Origin of the sequence: Microbacterium sp. NPDC097977 (genome assembly GCF_040302605.1) — a bacterium.
Classification (GTDB): domain Bacteria; phylum Actinomycetota; class Actinomycetes; order Actinomycetales; family Microbacteriaceae; genus Microbacterium.
In genome coordinates, this window is record NZ_JBEOUR010000018.1 from 26,498 (window position 1) to 49,479 (window position 22,982).

14 protein-coding genes are annotated in these 22,982 nt (G+C 70.5%); 1 reads left to right on the forward strand and 13 read right to left on the reverse strand.

Annotated features, from left to right (window positions below; genetic code table 11):
• Nucleotides 1–86: 86 nt before the first annotated feature.
• The 10 genes from ABTZ43_RS06460 to ABTZ43_RS06505 form a co-directional block, all read right to left on the reverse strand.
• Entirely contained in the window at nucleotides 87–806 is a 720-nt protein-coding gene (locus tag ABTZ43_RS06460; protein WP_350538228.1) for a hypothetical protein, read from the reverse strand.
• A 1-nt stretch (nucleotide 807) separates the two neighbouring features.
• Nucleotides 808–1,638: a PP2C family protein-serine/threonine phosphatase gene (locus ABTZ43_RS06465; RefSeq protein ID WP_350538229.1), complete on the reverse strand. Its 831-nt coding sequence runs from the start codon at nucleotides 1,636–1,638 to the stop codon at nucleotides 808–810.
• Entirely contained in the window at nucleotides 1,635–3,503 is a 1,869-nt protein-coding gene (locus ABTZ43_RS06470; RefSeq protein ID WP_350538230.1) for a DUF5684 domain-containing protein, read from the reverse strand. Before ABTZ43_RS06470 ends, ABTZ43_RS06465 begins: the two co-directional genes overlap by 4 nt.
• Nucleotides 3,500–6,037, reverse strand: a complete 2,538-nt coding sequence (locus tag ABTZ43_RS06475) for a transglutaminase domain-containing protein (RefSeq protein ID WP_350538231.1) — start codon at nucleotides 6,035–6,037, stop codon at nucleotides 3,500–3,502. Before ABTZ43_RS06475 ends, ABTZ43_RS06470 begins: the two co-directional genes overlap by 4 nt.
• On the reverse strand, nucleotides 6,034–7,404 hold the full coding sequence (locus ABTZ43_RS06480) for a DUF58 domain-containing protein (RefSeq protein ID WP_149423984.1): 1,371 nt from the start codon (nucleotides 7,402–7,404) through the stop codon (nucleotides 6,034–6,036). Before ABTZ43_RS06480 ends, ABTZ43_RS06475 begins: the two co-directional genes overlap by 4 nt.
• Nucleotides 7,401–8,366 (reverse strand): AAA family ATPase, encoded by a 966-nt coding sequence (locus ABTZ43_RS06485; protein ID WP_056413353.1) that lies wholly within the window; start codon nucleotides 8,364–8,366, stop codon nucleotides 7,401–7,403. Before ABTZ43_RS06485 ends, ABTZ43_RS06480 begins: the two co-directional genes overlap by 4 nt.
• 117 nt (nucleotides 8,367–8,483) lie before the next feature.
• Nucleotides 8,484–14,399: an Ig-like domain-containing protein gene (locus ABTZ43_RS06490; RefSeq protein ID WP_350538232.1), complete on the reverse strand. Its 5,916-nt coding sequence runs from the start codon at nucleotides 14,397–14,399 to the stop codon at nucleotides 8,484–8,486.
• Nucleotides 14,399–15,526: a serine/threonine-protein kinase gene (locus ABTZ43_RS06495; protein WP_350538233.1), complete on the reverse strand. Its 1,128-nt coding sequence runs from the start codon at nucleotides 15,524–15,526 to the stop codon at nucleotides 14,399–14,401. The genes ABTZ43_RS06490 and ABTZ43_RS06495 overlap by 1 nt, the downstream gene beginning before the upstream one ends.
• 193 nt (nucleotides 15,527–15,719) lie before the next feature.
• On the reverse strand, nucleotides 15,720–16,289 hold the full coding sequence (locus ABTZ43_RS06500; RefSeq protein ID WP_350538234.1) for a DNA-3-methyladenine glycosylase I: 570 nt from the start codon (nucleotides 16,287–16,289) through the stop codon (nucleotides 15,720–15,722).
• 185 nt (nucleotides 16,290–16,474) lie between these two features.
• A complete protein-coding gene (locus ABTZ43_RS06505; protein ID WP_045255011.1) occupies nucleotides 16,475–17,521 on the reverse strand; it encodes an NAD(P)-dependent alcohol dehydrogenase in 1,047 nt (348 codons plus the stop codon).
• A gap of 113 nt (nucleotides 17,522–17,634) precedes the next feature.
• Here ABTZ43_RS06505 and ABTZ43_RS06510 point away from each other — a divergent pair, with 113 nt between their 5' ends.
• Complete coding sequence (locus tag ABTZ43_RS06510) at nucleotides 17,635–18,567, forward strand: hypothetical protein (protein ID WP_350538235.1); 933 nt, start codon at nucleotides 17,635–17,637, stop codon at nucleotides 18,565–18,567.
• 160 nt (nucleotides 18,568–18,727) lie between these two features.
• Here the strand turns inward: ABTZ43_RS06510 and ABTZ43_RS06515 are convergent, their stop codons facing one another.
• The 3 genes from ABTZ43_RS06515 to ABTZ43_RS06525 all read right to left on the reverse strand — a co-directional run bounded on the left by ABTZ43_RS06515 (nucleotide 18,728) and on the right by ABTZ43_RS06525 (nucleotide 22,848).
• The gene (locus tag ABTZ43_RS06515) at nucleotides 18,728–20,797 is read right to left on the reverse strand and encodes an acyl-CoA dehydrogenase family protein (RefSeq protein ID WP_350538236.1); all 2,070 of its coding nucleotides are present in this window, start codon (nucleotides 20,795–20,797) and stop codon (nucleotides 18,728–18,730) included.
• Between the two features lie 120 nt (nucleotides 20,798–20,917).
• On the reverse strand, nucleotides 20,918–22,165 hold the full coding sequence (locus ABTZ43_RS06520) for an HTTM domain-containing protein (RefSeq protein ID WP_350538237.1): 1,248 nt from the start codon (nucleotides 22,163–22,165) through the stop codon (nucleotides 20,918–20,920).
• The gene (locus tag ABTZ43_RS06525; RefSeq protein ID WP_350538238.1) at nucleotides 22,162–22,848 is read right to left on the reverse strand and encodes a DUF5819 family protein; all 687 of its coding nucleotides are present in this window, start codon (nucleotides 22,846–22,848) and stop codon (nucleotides 22,162–22,164) included. Before ABTZ43_RS06525 ends, ABTZ43_RS06520 begins: the two co-directional genes overlap by 4 nt.
• Between the last annotated feature and the right edge of the window lie 134 nt (nucleotides 22,849–22,982).

Sequence of the window (22,982 nt, forward strand, 5' to 3'; positions counted from 1 at the left end):
ACATGAGTCTAACCGGCGCCCGCGTCAGCACCGATGGGCAGTTCTGCCCACGACGACGGCGAGGACTCCGGCGACGGAAGACGGCGTCAGGTGAAGACGACGAAGGCCAGAGCGACCAGGCCGCACACCGACACCGCGCAAGCCGCGGCGACCGCGGCCAGCACCCGGACGCTGGTGCGTCGAGCCGCTCGCGAGACCGAGACCGAGGCCGCACCGTCGTCGACCACCCGCGTGGGGGCGACCCCGCCCTCCACCGTCGGTGGATGCGACGGGCGCAGAGGCGCAGGCCGCGGTTTGTAGATGGCGGGCAGCGGCTCCATCTCGACCCGTCGAGCGGGTGCGGCGGGAATCGTCGCGTCGAGGTCTTCGGCGTCGTCCGTGGGCGGATCGGGTGCCGGCGGCCGCACCGTGCGGCCGACCACGACCGTGTGGTCCTCCGCATCCTCGACGGGCTCGCGGGTCGGTGCAGCCGCATCCGCATCCGCCGCCCGATCGACGACCACCGTGCGGTCCTCCAGGTCGTCCTGTGCCGGGGGGAGAACCGGTCGATCGCCCGCGGAGCGTCGTCGCGCGACGACGACCGTGTGGTCCTCCACAGCCTGCGCGGGTTCGCGCGGCACCGCGATCGTGCGGTCGTCGACCCCGTCGTCTGCGGCATCCGCGTACCCGTCCGCCTGCGCCTCCGACGCCTGAGCCGGGGTCCCGATGACCGGCGGATCGGTCGGCGCGGCATCCGACTGACGCGATCGGCGCGCGCGTCGGGTGAGCATCACGGTCTCCTCGACCGGGTCCTCGTGATCGACCATGTCAGCGACGCCCCCTCGCCGGAACCGTCGTGCCTTCGAGCATCGTCTCGGTGTGGATCGACATCGACCGACGGCTGTCGGTCGAGTCGAGGGATCCCCCGCGCAACCCGCCGGAGACGACGTCGATGATGATCACGGTGATGTTGTCGCGTCCACCGGACTGCTTCGCCCGGCGCACGAGCGCGGCGGCGGCCGTCTCGGGGCGCCCCGCCATCGTCAGGGTCGCACGGATGCTCTCGTCGCCCACCTCGCCGCTCAACCCGTCGGAGCACAGCAGCAGCCGTTCGCCGTCGATCACCGGGACCAGCCAGCTGTCGGCGATGTTGTCGGAGGCTCCGATGGCCCGGGTGATGACGTTGCGCTGCGCGAAGCCGGCGAGGTCTTCGCGGCGCATCTCCCCGGCGTCGACGAGCTCCTGTCCCAGCGAGTGGTCGACGGTGAGCTGATCGAGCTCGTTGGCGAAGAGCCGGTACACGCGCGAGTCGCCCACGTTGAATACGAGCCAGTGCGGCGTGCCGTCGTGCTCGACCAGCGCCACGGCGGCGAGGGTGCTCCCCGCGCCGCGCGAGTGCTGGGAGGCGATCGCCTCGACGGTCTCGTTCGCACGCGCGAGAGCCGCGCCGATCTCGGCGGTGGTCACCTCGGTGCCGACCAGCGGCGCGAACGCCGCGACCACCGCAGCACTCGCCTTGTCACCCGCGTCGTGGCCGCCCATCCCGTCGGCCACCAGGAACACGGGCGATGCCGCGAGCACGGAGTCCTCGTTCATCGCACGCGTCAGACCGATGTCGGTGAGGGCGGCGACGTTGAGGACGACAGCGGAGGTGGTCACGAATCGGTCCCCACCTCGACGTGCATGCCGACCTCGCCGAGGACGAACCGTCCGGCGCCGATCACGCTCTCACCGGGGTCGAGCAGCGTCTCGGCGCCGTCATCCGCGACGACCACCACTCCGTTCGTGGAGTGCAGGTCGGTGAGGCGCCACTCGTCTGCCTGCACGATGAGGCGCGCGTGCGTCTTCGAGAGGGTGCGTGTGCTGTCGGCGATCGCCAGGCGCTGCTCCCCCGGCTCGCCGGTCGGATTGCGCCCGATCACGACGCTCGTCGCCGACAGGGCGAACGAGCGGCCGTCGTCGAGCACGAGAACCCGGCGCACGCCGCGTCGACGCGACACGACGACGGTCGCCTCGACGTCGTCGTCATCCTCACCGGCGTCGGCGGCCGGCGCGGCGAGATCGATCGGCGGCGAAGGCTGCGTCAGCGGGGGCGCGGACATCATCGGCGCGGGCCGGATGCCGGCTGCGGGGACCGGTACGGGCGGATCGACCGTGTCCACGACCGGAGCCGGCGGATCGACCGTGTCCGCGAGCGGAGCCGGCGGATCGATGGTGTCCGCGAGCGGAGCGGCCCAGAGCGGGGCGGCGCCGGACAGGGTCTGATCGATGTCGATCTCCGCATCGGTGTGCGGGCTCGCCTCGGCGGGCTGCGGTGCCGCGCGTGGAGGCTCCGGCACCGGCAGGACGACCGGAACGGGTGCCGGTGCGGTGAATCGCGGCGCGCGGGCATCGGGCGCGGGAGCCGCTCCCAGCCGATCGGGAAGCGAACCGACGCTCACCTGCGGGTCGTCGGAGGATGCGGCCTGCCCGGTCGATGCCGACGACTGCTCGGCCGCGCCGACTGCTCGCGCGGGTGGCTGGGGAAGCGTCTCCAGAACGGGGTCCGAGGCCCCCTCTACCGGCGCGCTGACGTCACCGGTCGGCGGGCGGACGCCGTCGACATCGTGGGCCGCGGCCGACGGGATCGACGGCGGCACGAACGGCAGAGCCGACTCGGTGCGTGCGGGGCGCTCGACACCGGGGACCCCGACGATCAGGGATTCCGGTGCAGACGGTGCCGACGGCGCGGCCGCGTCGACGGAGGGGGGAGCCGGCGCGTCCGGGCGAGTCGGCGCAGGCGCGGCATCCGCGGGTGGGAACCCGGGAGCCGCCGGAGCGAAGGTCGGTGCAGACGGCGCGAACGTCGGTGCCGCCGGCGGGAACGCGGGTGCCGGCCGCTCGAAGTTCGGCGTCACCGGGGGTGGCGAGACGAAGGCGGGCGGAGCCGGTGCCGGAGCCGGTGCTGGCGCCGGAGCATCCGGGGCGAACGATGCCGGCTCTCCGTGCGCGCTCTCGCCCCCCGGCGGGAGGATCGGAGGGGCGAGGTATCCCCTCGACGAATCGTGCGGAGGTGCGTCCTGCGGCGGCCCCTGACGGCGGGGGCCGGGCTGCAGCGCGGCGAGCCTGTCGCCCTCGGGATACGGCGGAACACCCCAGGCCAGGATCGATGCCCACACCGGCGGCAGCAGCACGGCGAGCACGGTCGATCCGGCGCCTCGGCCGAAGCGACCGTTGATGCTGTGGACGGCCTGGATCTTCACGACGAGGCCGTAGATCTGCACGATCGGGATGAAGTAGAACACGACGTTCCACGCGGGCTTGCCGCCGAGCGTGAGGATCGTCGCCTCGTTGAGGATCGGGACCCAGCCCTTCCACCCCTCTACTCCGAGGCGCGTGAAGAGCTTCGACAGCGCGAGCGCGTACCAGACGTAGAGCGCGAGGCCGAGGACTGCCCCCACGCCCAGCGCGGCCACGAGCGTCGTCAGGACAGCGGGCCCTGCGCCGTCCACCGCCAGGTGCACCCGGTCTGCGACCTCGTTCATGCGTCTTCCTCCTGCCTGCCTGCGCCTGCGCCGGCCACTGCGAGCGTACCGACTGCGAGCCGATGGTCCGAGGATGCACGCGCGCGTCGGGGCGCCACCCTGGCCAGGAACGAGCGCAGACGAAGGTGCGAGCGCACGTTCTGCCAGCGGGTTCGACGCTCGGCGATCGCCGCGCGCTCCTCGTCGACGATCGTCCAGGCGGCTTCCGCGTCGGCCTCGGTGGGCGGATGCGCGGCGAACACGCCCTGATCGACGAGCGCTGCCAGTCGCGTGGCCGCCTCACGGTCGACGGCGACCGCCGCCTGCACGCGGGTTCCGAACCAGGGCGTCGGGCGCTCGTCGTCGGCGTACACGTCGACGAGCTCCTCCCACGCACCCACGAGTCGCGATTCCGGATCGCCCGCGAGACGGCGCGTGCGCTGACGGATGTTCTTGGCGACCACCACCACCAGCAGCGGCAGCACGAGGAGCAGCAGCGCGAGAAGGCTGAGCCCGACGACGCGCGCGACGGCGAGCAGCGACGCCAAGGTGTCGGAGCCGCCCTCCTCGGGCGGCGCATCGGTGTTGCGCGAATCGCTCTGCGCCTGGGGAGGATCGAGCGCCTCGGAGCGCAGCTGCTCGGGAACGGTCGGATGCTCGGGGAGCTGCTCGCCCTCGGTGATCGTGCTCGGCAGCATCGCGAACTGAGGCGTGACGTCGACGGCCGTCCAGTCACCGCCCGACGAGCGCACCTCCACCCACGCGGTCATGTTCGCGCCCGTGCACGCGGTGTCGCAGGCGGGTATGCCGGGGACCTCCTCGGCAGCGGGAAGACGCGCTCCGAGAACGACCCGGGACTCCAGGCCCCAGAGCTCGGCGAGCAGCGCCGCCGCGACGGCGAACTGCTCGTCATCGCCGACCGCGGCGACCAGCATCTTGGGATCGGCATCCGCCCCGGCCCGACGTTCCTGATCGACGAGCGACGTGAAGAGCTCCTCGATCCGCGCCGCGGAGTGCCCCGCGTAGGTCGGGGCGAAGGAGTATCCCCCTGCGCTCTTGAGCGCCGAGATCCATCCCGTGGCCTGGTCATCCTCGAGCAGGGCGTGCGAAAGGTAGCCGCGGGCCCTGAGACGGTCGATGACCTCGAGATAGCCGGCGCCGGTGCGCGGCTGCTCCTGCATGGTCGCCCACTCGGCGAGCGCCGGATACGCCTCGCTGTCGAGAAGCGAATCGCCCCCGCGCACATCGGTCAGTGTGGGCGTCTCGGCGGGTGCATCCACGAGCACCCCGTAGCGGTCTCCCGGCTCGAGACCCTCACGCTCGTCGGACGTCTCGGCGATGGTGATCGCGGTATCGCCCTCGTCATCGACGTGGAAGCCGTCGGCGAGCTTCTCGGCGCGCGCGCCCTCGAAGGTCGGGGCCTGCGCGAGCCCTGCGGGTGCCGGCACCCAGATGCCGCGGTAGGCCTCGCCGACCGTGAACTCGAGCGAGAGCCGCCCTGCGTCGGGGGCCGCCGTGCGCGGCAGGCGACTGAATCGGTCGTCGGGTGAGATGTGGAAGTCTTCTCCGTCGTACGCATCGAGCGTGGCGATGCGGATGCGCTCGAGATCGCCCGTGTCACCCGAGATCGAGACGACGGGCTCGTCGAGCATCGACGTCGTGAACCAGGAGCGATACGTGCTGAGCGGGCTGATCTGCCGCTGCACGACCACCATCGGCTCGACGTCGTCGCGCAGGACCGTCCGATCGGACCACTGGGCCGCGGCCGGGACCACGGCGACGCCGGCGACGAGCGCGACGATCAGCAGGACGCCGGAAAGCAGATGACGACGGATGCCGAGCCACACCGGCGCCGCACTGCGCGTGACGTTCTGCGCGGCGACGATGCGCAGCGCCTGCGCGCGCCGCAGCCGCGCGCGACCGATGAGCCAGACCAGTCCCGCGAGGAAGACGGAGATGCCGAGCAGCCATTCACGCGGAGCCGGCAGGGCGATGCCCCAGAGCGTGATCGCCGAGCTGGTTCCGATGAGTCCGAAGGCGATGCCGAACACGCTCATGGTCGACACGACGGCCACCGCCCATGCCGCGCGTCGACCACCCTCGAGCACGAGCAGGGTGGCGGCGAAGGATCCGAACAGCATGACGACCATCAGCGGCACCAGGACCGCCTGGTACTCGCCGAGCGGCGGATTCAGGGTGAGGATCTGCTTCCATCCGAGCGCGACGCCGAGCACCGCGTCGCGGACACCGAGAAAGAAGGCCGGGAACGACGTCAGGGAGGAGGGCACGGCGAGCGGAGCGGCCGCGACCACGTAGACGCCGGCGGCGACGAGCGCCGACATCAGCAGATTCCAGCGGAGCACGCGCGCGACGACGGCGACGAGCATCCCGAGCAGGCCGCCCACGATGCCGACGATCAGCGCGCGCGGTGCGGCGTACAGCGGCCAGGCCGCGACGGTCGCGAGGCCGATGCCGAGCAGCACGTAGCCCAGACCCCAGATGTTGAGGGCGGAGAGGAGCTCGCGAAGACGCCGGAGCGCGTCCCGCGCGCTCACCGCAGCGCTCCTCTGGCGAGCATCTGCGGCAGGTCGCCCAGCGCTCCGAGCGTCATCACCGACAGCTCCCGAGCCGTGCGCATGGTCGGCTCCTGGCCGAGTTCGGTGCGGACGGCCACGGCCTCGACCGCGGCGGGGAGAGCGATCGCCGAGCGGCGGAGTCGGTCAACCGGCATCCGGGATCCCGTCACGAGGAACGCGATCGACAGGTCGGGGTAGGACTGCACGGTCAGGGCGGTGACCGCCTCGATGCGCATCACGCTGTCTGCGGCATCGACGGTCGACGTCGCGTCGAGCATCGACTTCGGAGTGAGGGTCGGCAGCGTGCGGATCGCGAGCACCTCGTTGCGCGAGTGCTCGGGGATCTCGTCGCTGACGACGAAGAGCACGTCCCGCCCCTCGGTGACGCCCTGGAGCGCGAGGGATGCGGCGGCGCTCACCGCGGTCTCGAACTCGTCGTCGCTCTCGTAGGAGTCGGCCGCGAGGTCGAGGATGATCGCGATGCGGGCGTGCCGCGACTCCTCGTACTGGCGCACCATGAGCGTGCCGGTCTTCGCGGTGGATTTCCAGTGCACGTGCCGCTGCGAATCGCCGACGACGTACTCGCGCACGGCGTGGAACGACAGGTCGGCGTCGACCAGTCTCGTGCTGGGAGTGCCGTCGAGGTCGCGGATCAGGCCGGCGCTCGTGCTGGGGATGCGCACGGTGACGGGGTGCACGTGGATGCGCTGCACCTCGGGCCACCGCTGCTCGCGGCGCAGCAGGCCGATCGGGTCGCCGCGAGTGATCGTCATCGGGCCCACGTCGATGATGCCGCGGCGATGCGCGGCGATCGTCAGCTGCTCGGTGTGGTGCCCGTCCGGACGCAGCAGCGGCACGTGCGCCTCGACCAGGCCCTCGCCGACGGGGACGTCGACGACGCCGGGGAGGGCGAGTCTCGTGCCGGTGTTGCGCACGTCGAGCACCGCGCCGATGTCGGAGCCGGCGACGACGCGGTCGCGTCCGAGCTCCAGGCGGATGCTGTAGTCATGGGCGCCCAGGATGAAGGGCACGCACGCGATCAGCAGCACCATCGCGATCGTTCCGACGGCCCACGCCTCGACCCAGCCCAGCAGCAGACCGCCGACGACCCCGAGCACGAGGGCCACGGCGACGAGCAGACCCGCGGTGGTCACGGTGTCGTTCAGCCACGACAGCGTGCCCTTCGCCGTGCGCGCGATTCCGCGCAGCATCCGACGCGCGCCGAACACCGCTCCCCGCACGGGCCCCCGGTGCGTGCGTTCGAAACGCGTCACCGTCGAGGTGCGGGTGGATGTGCTCGTGCGCGCGGCGGTGCGCGTCAGGCGCGATTCGGTGTTGAAGCTCACGCAGAGCCGTTCTCGCGCGGAGGTTCGACATCGAGGAGGATCTGGCCGATCACCGCGACGGCGGTGACTCCGTCGAACTCGGCCTCCGGCTCGAGCACGAGGCGGTGGGCGAAGGCGACGACGGCGAGGTCGCGCACGTCGTCGGGTGTCACGAAGGTCCGTCCCGACTTCGCCGCCCACGCCGTCACGAGGCGCGAGAGTGCGAGGGCTCCGCGCACGCTGACGCCCAGTCGCACTTCGGAGGCGCGGCGCGTCGCGTCGACGATGCGCATGATGTAGTCGGAGATCAGTGGGTTGACGTACACCCCGCGCGCCATCTCGGCCATGGTGAGGATCGTGTCCGTGCCGACGATGCCGTTCAGCGGGGGCTTCGGGGCTGCCGCCCCCTGCAGGATGCGCATGGTGGCCGCGCCGTCGGGGTAGCCGATCGACGACTTGATCATGAAGCGGTCGAGCTGAGCCTCGGGCAGCCGGTAGGTGCCCCCCTGCTCGATCGGGTTCTGCGTCGCCATGACGAGGAACGGCGAACCGACGGGCCGCGAGACGCCGTCGACCGTGACCGTTCCCTCTTCCATGACCTCGAGCAGAGCCGACTGCGTCTTCGGGCTCGCGCGGTTGATCTCGTCGGCGAGCACGATGTTCGCGAAGATGGGGCCCGCGTGGAACTCGAACGTGCCCTGCTTCTGGTCGTACACGGTGATTCCCGTGACGTCGCCGGGGAGCAGGTCGGGGGTGAACTGGATGCGCGAGCTCGTGCCGGTGATGGTCTGCCCGATCGCGCGCGCCAGCGCCGTCTTGCCCGTGCCGGGGAAGTCCTCGAGCAGCACGTGTCCGCCGCTGACGGCGGCGGCGAGCACGAGCTCGACCACATGGCGCTTGCCGAGGATCGCCTGCTCGACGTTCCCCGCGAGGATCGAGAAGGTCTCGGCGAACCAGGATGCCTGTTCGGGTGCGATGGTCATGGGAGCGGCGGCAGAAGCGGGCATACGGCAACAGTATTGGGCGTGAGGCCCTGGGTTCGAACCGGCGGGGTCATCGTCGTCCTTCTTCGTGGGGCGGGCAGGGGTTTCGCACGCGCATCAGGGCACCGGGCAGCCGTCCATCGTGCGCGTGATGGGCTGCAGCATGGAGAACGCGCCCTTCCACGAGATCGTGACCTCGTAGCGCCGGGGCTGGAGGGGGTCGGTCTGGATCGGCTTCGCGGTGATGTTCGCCGAACCGTTCGCCGCCGTCGAGATCGTCGCCGCGTTCTGCGGCTGGGCGGGTACGCACGGCGCGAAGTCGACGGAGACCGTCGTCGGGGCGCTGCCTGACGCCGGGGTGAGTGCCACCTCCGGCGAGCAGGCCCAGGTGAAGGTCTGATGACACGTCCGCGCCTTGGCATTGGACGGCGCGGAATTGGGGGACAGCGAGAAGCTGCCCTCCCAGCTGCCGTACACCCGGAACTGCGGGGCGAAGTTGGGCTGCGCCTCGACCGTCGGGGACTTGGCGAGCACGTAGGAGTACCGGTTGCCGATCTGCGTGTACGTGTTGGACACGGCCCAGGTCAGATCTCCCCCCGGGCCCCCGATCGATTCGAAGACGAAGACCGACGTCGGCGACGACTCGGCGACGCCGTAGCCGTTCGACGCGCACACCTTGACGTTGTAGGTGCTGTACGCCTCGAGATCGGAGAGGGTGGGCGTGTCCGAGACGCGCTCCGCGTTCGCGGAGATCGTGCCGTCGGGGTTCGCCGTGCACGTCGCGGTGCCCGAACGCCACGCGAGGTACTTCATGGTGATCGGGCGCGCGCTGCCGTTGCCGTTCGCCGACGTCGGGCCGCTCACCGCGATCGACGAGTTCGAGGACGCGGCCGCCGCCGTGCCCGAGCCGATGATCGGCGCTCCGGCGACGGTGACCGAGGCCTGATAGGCGCCGCCCTCGTTGCCGCCGCCTGTCGGAGGCTGGAACTGGCTGATCGGGACGATCGTGATGGTCTGAGCACCAGGGGGGAGCGTGACATCGACCGTGGTGGTGGCTCCGGATCGCGGGATGACCTGCCCCGAGCCCTCGATGCGGAACGAGGCCGCGTCGTCGCCGGCGGTGATCGACAGCGATGCGACGCCCTGCGACGTCGTCGTGACACCGGCGCGGTACACGGGCGCGGCGGCCGCGCCGGAGATCTCCGGGGCCGCATACGCCCACGTCGTGTGGGCCGAGGTCGGGGTCGACGAGCCGACCGCGTTCACCGCGACCGCCGTGTACGCGTGCGGCTCGCCGTTCACGAGACCGCTCACCGTGCAGCGGTAGAACCCGGCGTTCGGCGTGCACGCCGCATTCGAGGGCGCTCCGTCTCGGAGGATCGTCACGCCGGTCACTGCGGGATGCGCGCGCGCGGCCTCGCCGAGAGGCACGTCGAGTGTGACGGTGGTGCGGGTGTACGCCGCGGTCGTCACGCTCGCGGGCGGCTGCGAGATGCCCTGCAGGTCGAGCGTCATGGTGCCCGTGCCGGTTCGTCCCTGTGCGTCGCTGACGACGAACGGGATGATGCACTGACCGCCGGGAGCGTTTCCGCCGCCGGGCCAGCTCACGGCCAGGGAGTTGCCGGCGACGGTGACGCTGGCGACGTCGCACCGCGCTCCGGCACCGATCGAGGTGAGGGTGAGACCGGCACCCACCTTGCCCTGGAACGGGTCGTACTCGCCGGCGATGCCGACGGCCTCGACCGAGCACCCGGGGGTGGTGACGATGCACTGCTGGGTGAAGGTCGCGCCCCGCGGGGCGTCGGGCGGGGCGATGCCGACGACGAGACGGATCGCCGACGATGCGCCGCCGTACTCCGCCACGCTCACCGCGATCTCCTCGCGCGTGCCGGGCTGCGCGTCGGCTCGCGCCTCGACTGTCAGATTGGCGCCGTCGCGGGTGACCGTGAACGCGGATCCCGAGTAGTCGATGCCGTACTGGAGCGTCGAGGGATCGCCCGAGCGGCCGCCCTCCCAGGAGACCATTCCCGAGTAGAGGTCGATCGTCGCGGCGGCGCCGGGCGCGATGGTCTGCGCGATGGGCGCGAGGTTCACCTGCGGCGCCGCGGGGCGGATGCTGATCGGCACCTCGATGTACGACCAGCTCTGCTGACCCTTGAGCCGGACCGGAACGAGACAGGTGTCGGACCACGGGGCGCCGGTGCCGGACTGGTATGTGCCGGTCTTGCCGGTCGCCGAGCAGATCGCCGAGGCCCGCTGCGCGCTCAGGTCGGTGCCGACGTCGAAGGGATCGGAGCTCGAGAGGTCGACGTAGTCGCCGACGTCGAACTGCACCGTGGACTCCTCGTCGACCACGACGGGCTCGGCACCGGGGCGGGTCTGCACCCGGAGGTCGTCGAACGCCGGGATGTGCAGGAAGCCGTGCCCCACGATGTCGCGCCCGCCGACGGTGCCGCTGAGCGTGAACGGGACGAGGGCGCCCTCGGGGGGAGCCTGACCCGTGATCCGGTCGCCGGACACGGAGAATCCCGGCTGGTCGCCCCAGAGGCTGAGCGTGAGCTCGCCGATGTCGCCCGAGGTCCACCGGACCCGATCGGTCACGACGTCGATCCCGCCGCTGGAGAGCTCTGCCCTGTCGCGGGCGGTGAGCACCGTGTCGGTGACCGTCGGCTGGTCGGCGACGTCGTCTTCTGTGACGGTGACGACGATGAGGCCCTGCGAGGTGCTTCCGGTGCGTGTGGACTGCACGGTGTAGATGTACGAGTTCGTGCCGGCGGTGTCTCCGGCCTGCAGCACGACGCGGCCGTCGTCCAGCGACGTCTGATCGTCGATCAGCCGGTCGAGGCGCTCGTAGAGGGGATTGCCCGGCGCCGTCGGCGCATTCGGGATGAGCTCGACGAGCTCGAGTTCGCCCTGGGCGGGATCGATGTCGTTGGCACGCGGATCGAGCACGATCGGCGTGGACGAGTCGACGCGCACGCGCACGTAGTCGCTGAACGTGACAGGGGCCGTGTCGTCGATCGCGGCGTCGAGGACGCCGATCCGCACGGTGCCGGTTCCCTGATCTCCCTGCGTGTCTCTGACCGTGTAGTCGAAGCTGACCTGGCCGTCGCCGACTCCGCCCGCCGGGGCGCGGTACACGATCGCGTCGCCCGAGGGCGAGATGGTCACGGTGCCCTTGCCCGAGCCCGGCTGCGCGACACCGGCGAGGGAGACCCTGTCGCCGTCGGCGTCCATCCCCGTCGGCGGAACCTTGAGCGAGACCGTCTGGCCGCTGAGCACTCGCCCCTCGAGCGTGATCGGCGTCGGGGCGCGGTTGGTGCCCGACGGGACGACGGTCACGAGCACCGTGCCGTTGTCGGACAGCGAGGGGTTGCGCTCGAGCGCGACGGAGTAGGTGAGCCGGTACGTGCCGGGGGTCTTCGGGGCGAGGTAGCGCAGCGCGTTGCCGTCGGCGAAGACGAGCTCGTCGGGCTGGTCCGATCCGGTCACCTCCGGCAGCACGAGAAGAGGCTCGCCGCGGGGCGCGACGTCGTTGGCCGTGACCGCGATGCGCGAGAGGGACCCCGCGCGCACCGTGATGGCGTCGGCGAACACGATGGGCCTGGTGACGGTCGACGGCGAGGTGAGGAACACCGTGACCGTGCCCTTCACGGCGCCTCCCGCACCGTCGGCGATCGTGACGGATGCCGAGCCGATGACGCCGGGCTCTCCGTCGGCGGTCGTGCCGCTGACGCGGATGCTCTCGTTGCCCACGACTCCCACGTTGAGCAGGGAGGTCGAGCTCTCGACGCCGGAGACCAGCAGCACGCGACCGGTGTTGTTCTGCACCCCGCGGAGGACGTCCACCGTGGTGTCCTGGCCCTCGCGGACGAAGGCGGTGAGGGGCGCCATCGCGAGAGCGGTGGATCCGTCGACGGCGGTGACGCGGATCACGGCGGAGCGCTCGGCCTGAGTCACCGCGTCCTGCGCGGTGTAGGTGACGACGTACTGACCCGGCTGGGCGACCGTGAGCTCGACCGTGCCTGCTGCCGTGTTCGGTGCCACCTCGAGGCCGTCGGCGGAGGCCGACGTCTGCACGGCATCGAGCAGCCGGTAGGAGCCGGATCCGCCGGAGAGGTGATCCGCGACCTCGATCGACTGCGGCTCGCCCACGAGCGCGTTCAGCGCCACGGGGGCCGCGACGAGTGCGGGGTTGGCGGTCACCTGCACGTCGAGGACCTTCTCGGCCGTGGCGCCCTGCGCGTCCTGGACGACGACCGTCACGGAGATCACGGCGTCGGAGGCGTTCGGGTCGGTGTGGCGGATCGCGACGCGGCCGTCGTCCATGGGCACGACCATGACGGGCGCCGCCGCGTCGGTCTCGTAGGCGTCGCTGAGCACGAAGGGGTCGCCCTCGGGGTCGACCCAGCCCGACAGCGCCGCGACGATCGTGCTGCCTCCCGGCAGCAGCTGCGGGGTCGGCCATTCCTGCTGACACGCCTCGACACCGCACCAGACGGGAGCGGAGTTCGACGCGGGATCGACGACCGTGAGCGTCACGGTCGCGGGTTCCGACACGGCGGATCCGTCGGTGACCGCGTAGCTGAAACTGGCCTGCCCCGATGCCGCGCGAACGGTGATGACGAGGGACTGCCCGTCCGCGACGAGCGACACATCACCGAAGTCGGGATTCGAGAGGCCGCTGAGCGATGCCGCGTCGACCGACAGCACGTCCTTGCGGTTCGGGTCGTGGTCGTTGTAGAGCACGGGCAGGATGACCTGCTGGCCGCTGCGCACGCCGAACGCGTCATCGACGGCGACCGGTGGCATCTGCTCGGCGATGTCCTCGACGACGACCGTGCCCTCCTCCTGCTCGGTCTCCTTCTCGACCGCCCACTGGTCCAGCGGGATGAGGCGACCTTCCGGAGCCGTCCAGATCAGCCCCGTCCCCACCTCGGAGAGCACCGCACGATCGCCGTTGCTGCGGAACACCGGCCGGATCGACCCGGACTCCAGAGCCTTGTCCGGCACGGTGAGATCGACGGTGTCGCCGTCGGCCCAGAGGGTTCCGGAGCCGGTGTCGAGCCAGGCCGCATAGGCCTGCCCGCCGGCGAAGGTGGGAACAGCGGGAACGCCGGATGCCTCCACCGTGCGTGTCGCCTCGCCGCCTCCGAGCGGCACCGAGACCAGGCCGTCGGAATCGGCGATGAGCAGGTTCTCCGCGTCGGCGGAGCCTGCCTGGAGGATGGCGTCGTCGGCGATGTCGAGACTCTGCGGCTCTCCCCCGCCCGTCCACAGCTGTCCGTCGCCCGGTTGCAGCAGCGCCCAGCGGTCGCCCACGACGGTCATGGTGACGTCGGTTCCGGCCTCGGGCGCCGAGTCGATCGCCTGCGCGTCGCCGATGAACGCGTACTCGTCGATGTCGAAGCGGCGCACCGCGCCCTCGTCACCGGAGTACAGCGCGAGGATGCCGTCCGGCGACAGGCCGATCGCATCCGCGGTGTAGGTGGGCCTGTCCTCGCCCTCTTCGACCTCGACCTCGGCGAAGGGGTCGACGAGTGCCGTCGACGCGCCTGCGCTGAGGGTGGAGACCGAGACCTGCCCGGTGTCGGAGCGGTACGCGACGTAGGGGCCGGCCGAGACGATCTCCCTGGTGCCGGCGGGGGTCGGCTCCGAGGCCGACGCGGTGCCCTCCTCGCCGGCATCGGCGAGGAGGTTCTGAGGTGCCGCGGCGTCGAGATCCCACCGCTGACGGGAGCCCTGGCTGTAGAGCACCGCCTCCGCGCCGCTCTGCCAGACGGCGTCGGGCGCGTCGACGTTGCGCACGGTGTCGATCTCGGCGAGCTCGGTGTTGACGCGCGCGTACTGGCCCGAATCCCGGAGCACCCAGACCGACGACTCGAGGCGGGGCACCTCCTGCGATTCGTAGCCCTGGGCGGTGACGGCCACCGCGACCACGGTCGCGAGGGCGGCGACACCGGCGATCGATGCGATCAGCCGTCGACGGGAGGGCGGCGGCGTCGCGGTTCTGCTGCGGTCACCGATCGCCATCAGATCACTCCGGTCAGCATCAGCACGGTGACCCCGACCGCGCCGAGCGCGACCATGCCGATTCCGGCGCCGATGAGTCCTGAGACGAGAGGCGAGCGCTCCCGCTTCGGGGCCGGCTGCGCGTCGACCTCACGCGGACCTGTTCCCTTCGCGGCCGCACGCGCGGCGCGGCGCGAGGCGGGGTCGACGGTGGTGACGACGGGGCCGCGGGAGGCGGCGTCGGAGAAGTCGACGGGCGAGGCCGCCGCCCAGTCGGCGGATGCCGCTTCGAAGGCGGTGGGGGCGATGCGCAGCTCGTACTGCGCCCAGCGCAGACGCTCGGCGAATTCGGTCATCGACGCGAACCGGCGCTCGGGATCGCGCTGCATCGCGGTGGAGAGGATCTCGTCGACTCCGCGGGGGAACCCGGCGACGGGGACGGGCGTGTACTGCGCCTTCACGATGCGGCGGGTCAGGCGGTCGCGGGAGTTCTGCGACCGGTCGTCGACCTCGAACGGCGTACGGCCGGCGAACAGCGTGTAGAGGGTGGCTGCGAGGCTCCAGATCTCGCTGGCCACGGATCCCGACACCTTCTCCTGCAGCACCTCGGGGGCGCTCCACGGCACAGACATCGCGATGGTGTCGGACTCGCCCTCGTCGAGCACGGCCGCGGCGATGCCGAAGTCGGCGAGCACCGGGCTGCCGAGCGAGCTGACGAGGATGTTGGAGGGTTTGATGTCGCGATGCAGGAGCCCGGCACGGTGCACGGTCTCGAGCGCACCGGCGATGCGCACGCCGGTGTCGAGAACGTCGGCGACCGGCAGCGGGCCCCGCTTGTAGCGGGCGCTCATGTTGTCGGGGCAGTACTCCATGGCGATGTACGGACGACCGTCGGACGAGATCGAGGCCTGGTAGATCGTCACGATCGCGGGGTGCGCGCTGAGACGGGCGGAGATGTCCGCCTCCGCGTTGAAGGTGCGGAGGATCTCGGGGTTCACGGCGTCGGCGAGAAGCACCTTGACGGCCGAGACACGTCGAGGGAGATCCTGTTCGTAGAGGAAGACGTCGGCGAAACCGCCCGAGCCCAGCGGCCGGACGTAGCTGTAACCGGAGAGCACCGGTGGCGCAGACATGGTGCGCTTGGCCATGCGCTTCCCTCCCGAAGTGAACAGACAGCGAGAGAACGCCGTGCCGCGTCAGCAGAGTGCGCGCATCCCCCCATCGGATCATAGTCGAGGGGTCGCCCACACCGCCTCTGTCACCTTCCCGCGGGCGGTGTGCGGGGAGCGCTGATCATGACCGCGCGTCACGCCCCGGTGGTGCCCGCACGTCACGCCCCGGTCATGCCCGCCAGCATCCCTCCACATGGTCGTCGACCATTCCGCTCGACTGCATGAGGGCGTACATGGTGGTGGGTCCGACGAACCGGAAGCCGCGGCGACGCAGCTCCTTGCTCATCGCGGTGGATTCAGGGGTGACGGGCGGAACGTCCGACAGGGCCGCCGGCCGGGTGCCCGAGGGGTACGGCGCGAACGACCACATGAGTCGGTCGAGTTCTCCTTCGGCCATGGTGCGCACGATCTGGGCGTTGCCGATGGTCGCCAGCACCTTGGCCCGGTTGCGGATGATGCCGGCATCGCCCATGAGCCGCTCGACATCGGAGTCGTCGAACTCCGCCACCGTATCGACGTCGAAGCCCGCGAAGACCTCGCGGAAGCGAGGACGCTTGCGCAGGATGGTGATCCACGAGAGGCCCGCCTGAAAGCCCTCGAGCGACATCTTCTCGAACAGCGGACGGTCGCCGTGCAGTGGCGTGCCCCACTCTTCGTCGTGGTAGCGGACGTACTCGGGGTCGTCTCCCACCCAGGCACAGCGAGCGCGGCCATCGGGTGCGGTGATCAGGGAGGTCATGCGCTCACGCTATCGGCGACGGCGGACATGCTGCGGGTCGGCTCCGGCATGCCGACCCGCTCCCCTCCTTCATATCGAACCGGATGGCTGAAGAAGTCACGGGTGGCGGGCCGGATGCCGTCATCCCGTCCGACGACCGGGGCACAGTCAGCCAGAACGCGGCGGGCGCCGGGAAGGCGCTGCGGTCAGTCCGCGAACGTCGAGGCGTCGATCACGAAGCGGTAGCGCACGTCGGAGGCGAGCACGCGGTCGTACGCCTCGTTGATCTGCGCGGCGGTGATGACCTCGATCTCCGAGGCGATGCCGTGCTCGGCACAGAAGTCGAGCATCTCCTGCGTCTCGCGGATGCCGCCGATGTTGGAGCCGGCGAGCGAACGGCGACCGCCGATCAGCGACATCACCTGCACGGGCAGCGGTTCGGCGGGCGCCCCCACGCAGACCATCGAGCCGCCCACATCGAGCAGCCCGAGGTAGGCGCGCAGGTCGACGACCGCGCTCACGGTGTTGAGGATCACGTCGAACGAGCCGCCCAGCGACGCGAAGGTCTCGGGGTCGCTCGTCGCGTAGTAGTGGTCGGCGCCGAGGCGCAGTCCGTCATCCTTCTTGTTCAGGGTCTGCGACAGCACCGTCACCTCGGCGCCCAGGGCATGGGCGATCTGCACGGCCATGTGGCCGAGACCGCCGAGACCCACGACGGCGACGCGCGAGCCGGGTCCGACGTTCCAGTGACGAAGCGGCGAGTAGGTCGTGATGCCCGCGCAGAGCAGCGGAGCGGCGACATCGAGCGCGAGAGCGTCAGGGATGCGGACGGCGAACGACTCGGTCACGACGACCTGCTCCGAGTAGCCGCCCTGCGTGATCGAGCCGTCACGATCGGTGCTGCCGTAGGTGAAGACGGCGCCTCGGGAGCAGAACTGCTCGTCGCCGCGCTCGCAGTTGCGGCACTCGCCGCAGGAGTTGACGAGGCATCCCACGCCGACGCGGTCGCCGACGGAGTGCCTGGTCACGTCGGAGCCGACGGCGGCGACGGTTCCCGCGATCTCGTGACCAGGTGCGAGCGGATAGCTCTGCGGGCCCCAGTCGCCGCGGACCGTGTGGATGTCGGAGTGGCAGATGCCGGCGAAGGCGATGTCGATCAGGATGTCGTGGGCACCGAGCTCCCTCCTCTCGATGACGGTCTTCTCGAGCGGTGCGGCTTCGCTGGGTGCGGCGTAAGCGTGGACACGGGTCATCACGGGCTCCTCGGGTGGATTCGGGTAGAACCCATCGACCTTACGGGCCGAACCTGTGTCGATCCCGACGTGGGTATCGGTACCGTGGTGCTACGGCTCCGGAGGGGAAGTCCATGCGCACATCATCGTCGACCGCACGCCTGCTCACGATCGTGGTGGCTCTCGTGCTCACTCCGATCGCCCTGATCCTGCTCTCCGTCGGCGGGCAGACGATGAATCTCACGCTCCTCGCCTACGGCTTCGACGGCGACGTGACGCCGCTCATCGGCCCCGTGCTGCTGCAGGCGCTCGGGCTCGCGCTGCTCGTGCTGGTCGCGCTCACCGGCATCCGGAGTTCCGCCGGCCTGATCGTCGTCGGCCTGTCGAGCATCGGCCCTCTCGTCGTCGCGGTCCTCCCCGTGACGCTGTCATGGCTCTATCGGGTGACTCCACGGGAGTGGGGCGACGGCCTTCTGTACGGCGTGCCCCTCATCGTGCTCGCCTCTCTCGGAGCCATGGGGCTGGTGCTGGCGCTGGTGCGCCGGGACCCGCGCCCGAAGAGCGGAGTCCTGGGGGGGATCGGCCTCATCGCCTCACCGCTGCTGCTGGTCGCCGGCGCGGGGGCGATCGCCTGGGGCATCGCCGACGGCACGCTCTTCGCCCTGCAGCGGTTCCAGTTCGACATCCGTCCGGGGGCCGCGGGAGCGGTCGTCGCCGGCACGGTGCTCGTCGTGGCGGGCGTCCTTCTGACCCGCTGGTCGCCGTTCGCGCTGATCCTGCCGGCGGTGGCGCTGCTGGCCGTCGGCGTCGCTCTCATCGCCGCTCCCGATGCCACGGTGCCGATGCTGTTCCAGCTGCCCCGCCCGCTGAACACCGTCGTACCGAGCATGCTGCTCTACGCAGGCGGGGCCGCGGCGGGTGTGCTGTATCTCGCATTCACCGCGGTGCTCCTGCGGGTGCGCGCGCAGTCGCGGCGATCGGAACAGGCCCCCTCCGCACCTGCGACGTACCCACCCGCGACGTACCCACCTACCGCGACCACACCCGCGACGTACCCACCGGCCTGACACGGACATCAGGGCAGGAAGCTCGGACCCGGTCACTCAGCTCGGCCACCGGCCCGCGTGCGCGATTCCGCACGAACATCGGCCCCGGCTGCAGGAACGACCCCGCACACGAGGTGCGGGGCCGTTCCTGCTGAATTGTGAACGCGCTCCTGACCCGAGGTCAGCGTCTGGCGTTCTTCTTCAGCGTCTTCTCCAGCACCGGAGCCTCGCCGGATGCCGCGAGCGCGGCGTAGTACTCACGCGCCTCGTCCTGACGCCGGCGCTCGGCACCCGAGGCGATCGGTGCGCGCACGTGCTCCGGCTCGTAGCCGAACGCGCCGACGAGGTCGAGAGCGTGCGGACGCAGGCGCGTGCACAGGCGGTCGATGTAGCGAGAGACCGCGGCGGCGCGCTGCGTCGACAGCCGACCGTTGATGAGGTGCCAGGCGAGGTGCTTCTCGATGAGCTGCAGCCCGAACAGATCGCGCAGCCAGGTGAGCACCTTCTTGGTGTCGGCATCCTCGATGCGCCGCAGGGCGTCGGTGAACGCCTCCCACTGCAGCAGCTCACCGTGGGCCCGCGCCGCCTCGATCAGCTCGGCCTGGTTCTCGTTGAACAGCCGCTCACCCAGCGCCTTGTCCTTGCCCGCAGGGCGCAGCCGGCCGGCGATGTCGGCCACCATCTGCTGCACGCGCTCGGCGAGCAGCTGATGCTGCTGCTCCTCGCGCAGCCCGTTCTCGACCGACCGCGAGACCTGCCCGAGGTCGACGACCGACTGCCCGAACTGGCGGAGGCCGGCGCCGTGGAACAGCTTGCCCGCGGTCATCCCGACGGCGAACTTGGCCAGGGCAGCGGCATCCTTGCCGGTGAACTGCCGGGCGTAGTCGGTCAGCAGACGCTTGCCGACCAGCTGCAGGAGCACGTTGTTGTCGCCCTCGAACGTCACGTAGATGTCGAGGTCGGCGCGGAGTCCGACGAGGCGGTTCTCGAACATGAAGCCGGCACCGCCGCAGGCCTCGCGCGCCTCCTGCAGCGTGTCGAGGGCATGCCAGGTCGACAGCGGCTTGAGGGCTGCGGCGAGCGTCTCGAGATCCTCGCGGTCCTCGGGGGTGTCGATGCGGCCCGAGAACACGCCGTCGAACTTCTGCAGGAACTCGTCGTGCGCGAAGATCTGCGCATAGGTCGTCGCCAGACGCGGGAACAGGCGCCTCTGGTGCTTGCCGTAGTCGAGCAGCACGACCTCCTGCCCGTCGGCGCCGTCGAACTGACGACGCTGGGTGGCGTAGGTGATCGCGATGTCCAGTCCGAGAGCAGAGGCCCAGCAGGCCGCACCGTCCAGCGACACCCGTCCCTGCACCAGCGTGCCCAGCATCGTGAAGAAGCGGCGACCTGGACTGTCGATCGCGCTCGAGTACGTGCCGTCGGCAGCCACGTCACCGTACTTGTTCAGCAGGTTCGTGCGGGGGATGCGGATGTGGTCGAAGCTCAGGCGTCCGTTGTCGATGCCGTTGAGGCCGCCCTTGAGGCCGTCGTCCTCGCGCCCGATACCGGGGAGGTCGTTGCCGTCGTCACCGCGAAGCGGCACGTAGAAGCAGTGCACGCCGTGATTGACGCCGTTCGTGATCAGCTGCGCGAACACGGTCGCGGCGATGCCGTGCAGCGCCGCGTTGCCGAGGTACTCCTTCGTGGCGCCCCGGAAGGGTGTGTTGATCACGAACTCCTCGGTCGCGGGGTCGTACGTCGCGGTCGTCCCCACCGCGGCGACATCGGACCCGTGGCCGATCTCGGTCATCGCGAAGGCGCCGGGAATCGAGAGATCCATGACACCGGGCAGCCACTTCGCGTGGTGCTCGGCCGTGCCGAGCTGCAGGATGGCCGAGCCGAAGAGCCCCCACTGCACGCCCGACTTGATCTGCAGGCTGGGGTCGGCGACGACGAGCTCCTCGAAGCCCGCGATGTTGCCGCCGTTGTTCTCCTCGCCGCCCAGCGCCTTGGGGAACGCGCGGTGCACAGCCTTCTTCTCCACCAGAAGGTGCAGCTGGCCGAGCACGCGCTCGCGGTGCTCGTCCTTGCCCAGTGCGTCGTCGCGCCAGAACGCCGAGTCCTTGATCATCTCTCGCGCCTCGCGGCGGGTGTCCGCCCAGGTGCCCATCAGCAGATCGGTGACGCGGGCGACGTCGATGCGCAGATTCGCGTCGCTGGTGCGGGAATGAGGGCGGGTCGTCTTCGGACGGACGGCGGCGTCGACCATGAGCGTTCCTCTCAGAGGGAAGTAGGGGTGCCTTCATGGTAGGTCTGCGACAACATCCGAAGAAGTCGCCTGTACCCATCCTCCAAGTCGTACCGATCCTGTGGACCGACACGATTGTGGTCAGCCCACAGATGCTCCGGGTGGAGGCGAGGTCCTCGTCTGCTCCCATCGCCGCCGGGTGCCCGAGCTCAGGCGCGCCCAGGTGCGGTCGCGGATGAAGATCGAGTCGATCGCGATCATCGTGAGCGAGAACCACGGCAGCCCCATGAGCACGCCGATGCCGATGTGGAAGGAGAGGATGCCGACGAGCCCGATCAGACGCGTCGGTCGGGTCAGCAGCATGAGCGGGAAGGCCACCTGCAGGATGATCGACCCCCAGGTCGCCGCGACGACCATCGGTCCCCACGACGTCACGAGATCGCTGAGCACCGGCCAGGTGCCGAACCGCGCGGTCTGCAGCGGGTTGTAGACCGCGTACCCCTCTTCCCACGGAGCGCCGCCCGCCTTGTACAGCGCGCCCGAGGCGTACACGAAGCACACCTGCGCGGTGAGGGCGACGAGGGCGAGGTTGTGGAACACCGTGCCCAGCAGCGCCGGCTGACTGTTCGGTCTGAACCACTCGCCGCTCTTCGCCCGGCGCTTCGCATCCAGCGACCACCGCGCGGCGGGATCGGCGAAGAACAGCAGCAGCAGCGCGATGCGGAACATGTTGTCGCCCTGGTCGCCGACCATGTCGTTGGCCTCGACGAAGCCGATCCACAGGCAGAAGAAGACCGGCAGCACGATGCGGAACCGCCAGCCCAGCACGAACAGCACCGCGAGCACGCCGAGCAGCAGATACAGCGCGGTATAGAGGACGTCGTTGCCCATCGCCGCGTGGAACGCGCTGAACACCCAGATCTTCGGGAACTCGCTCACGGGGTCGGCGAGCTCGCCGTTCCAGGCCGATCCCGATCCGAACGTGTAGAGACGCGTGCCGAAGTTCGCGGCCAGCAGGCCGAGCGCGGTGACGCCGAACAGGATGCGGGTGACGGCGAGCCCGTACAGGGCCTTCTTGCCGGAGGAGAGCCAGTCGCCGACGAAGGCCGAGATGCGATCGATGGCCGAGAGCACCATCGCCCAGAGTCCGGCGATCATCGACGAGGCGAAGCTCAGCAGGCGGGTGAGGAAGGACCGGGGCGGCGTTCCGTCCGGAGCGCCGGACGGCGACGGGGCCGTCGGCTCGGGAGCCGTCGGAGCGGGGGCGGGAGCGACGGGCGCGGTCGCGGGCGCGGTGATCGTGGCCCGCGTCGATGCCGCCCCCTTGGTCGCCGGCGCCTTCTTCTTCGTCTTCGCCGTGGAGGACGCGGTCCTGGTCGGTGCGCTCACGGCTGGGTCCTCTCGAACTGGCTGCGGAAGGTGTTCGCGAAGTTCTCGCGGCTCTGCCCTTCCTCTTCTACAGGGAGTCGCCACCCCGTGGTGGAGAACGTCGGATCCGGTCGCTGGGCGCCGGGGTCGTTGCGATCCGCGTACGGGACGACGTTCTGGCGGCTCACCCGGTACTGCACCTTGATCACGGCATCCGCGCCCCAGATCGCGTAGGCGACCTGGGTGGCGTAGGCGGTGGAGAGGTGTTCCTCGGCCATGTACGCCTCGGTCGACGGGTTGTCGCCCTCGAGCTCGTCGAAGGAGCGGACCATCCACTCCTCCCCGTCGCCCTCCGCGAAGTCCAGCGCGACGACGGCCTTCTGATCGGCGTTCAGCTTGTTGAAGGCGTTCATCTGACCGCTGGCGACCTCGCTCGACTGGATGCCGGCTCGGGGCGGGAAGAGGTTGTACCGGATCATCGAGAGCTCGACGTCGGTCGCGCTCACCCAGCCGGTCTCGACCTGCTCGCCGTCCTTCTCGATGACGGCTCGGACGTTGAAGTGGTAGTCGCCGTTGATCGGCTCGGGGGCGAAGACGCTCCACGACTGACCGAACATCGGCAGCATGTACCCGGACAGCACCTGCTGCGTCGGGATCTCCCGCAGTGCCGAGTACGGCGCGATCCACAGGAACGACGCCCCCACGTGCCACAGCGTCAGCAGACAGGCCGCGAAGGCTATGATCCCTGGTAGGCGCCGGCTCGCACCGGATCGGCCAGCTCGAAACTGAGTCCCCACGCCCCCGCCTGCGACAGGATCTCGGCGAAGGTGTGGGCGAT

Excerpts from the sequence above, each read along its gene's own strand:
- ABTZ43_RS06500 (WP_350538234.1), bottom strand. The coding sequence starts at position 16,289 with ATGACCTCCCTGATCACCGCACCCGATGGCCGCGCTCGCTGTGCCTGG.
- ABTZ43_RS06505 (WP_045255011.1), bottom strand. The coding sequence starts at position 17,521 with ATGACCCGTGTCCACGCTTACGCCGCACCCAGCGAAGCCGCACCGCTC.
- ABTZ43_RS06510 (WP_350538235.1), top strand. The coding sequence starts at position 17,635 with ATGCGCACATCATCGTCGACCGCACGCCTGCTCACGATCGTGGTGGCT.
- ABTZ43_RS06515 (WP_350538236.1), bottom strand. The coding sequence starts at position 20,797 with ATGGTCGACGCCGCCGTCCGTCCGAAGACGACCCGCCCTCATTCCCGC.
- ABTZ43_RS06460 (WP_350538228.1), bottom strand. The coding sequence starts at position 806 with ATGGTCGATCACGAGGACCCGGTCGAGGAGACCGTGATGCTCACCCGA.
- ABTZ43_RS06490 (WP_350538232.1), bottom strand. The coding sequence starts at position 14,399 with ATGGCGATCGGTGACCGCAGCAGAACCGCGACGCCGCCGCCCTCCCGT.
- ABTZ43_RS06485 (WP_056413353.1), bottom strand. The coding sequence starts at position 8,366 with ATGACCATCGCACCCGAACAGGCATCCTGGTTCGCCGAGACCTTCTCG.
- ABTZ43_RS06470 (WP_350538230.1), bottom strand. The coding sequence starts at position 3,503 with ATGAACGAGGTCGCAGACCGGGTGCACCTGGCGGTGGACGGCGCAGGG.
- ABTZ43_RS06495 (WP_350538233.1), bottom strand. The coding sequence starts at position 15,526 with ATGGCCAAGCGCACCATGTCTGCGCCACCGGTGCTCTCCGGTTACAGC.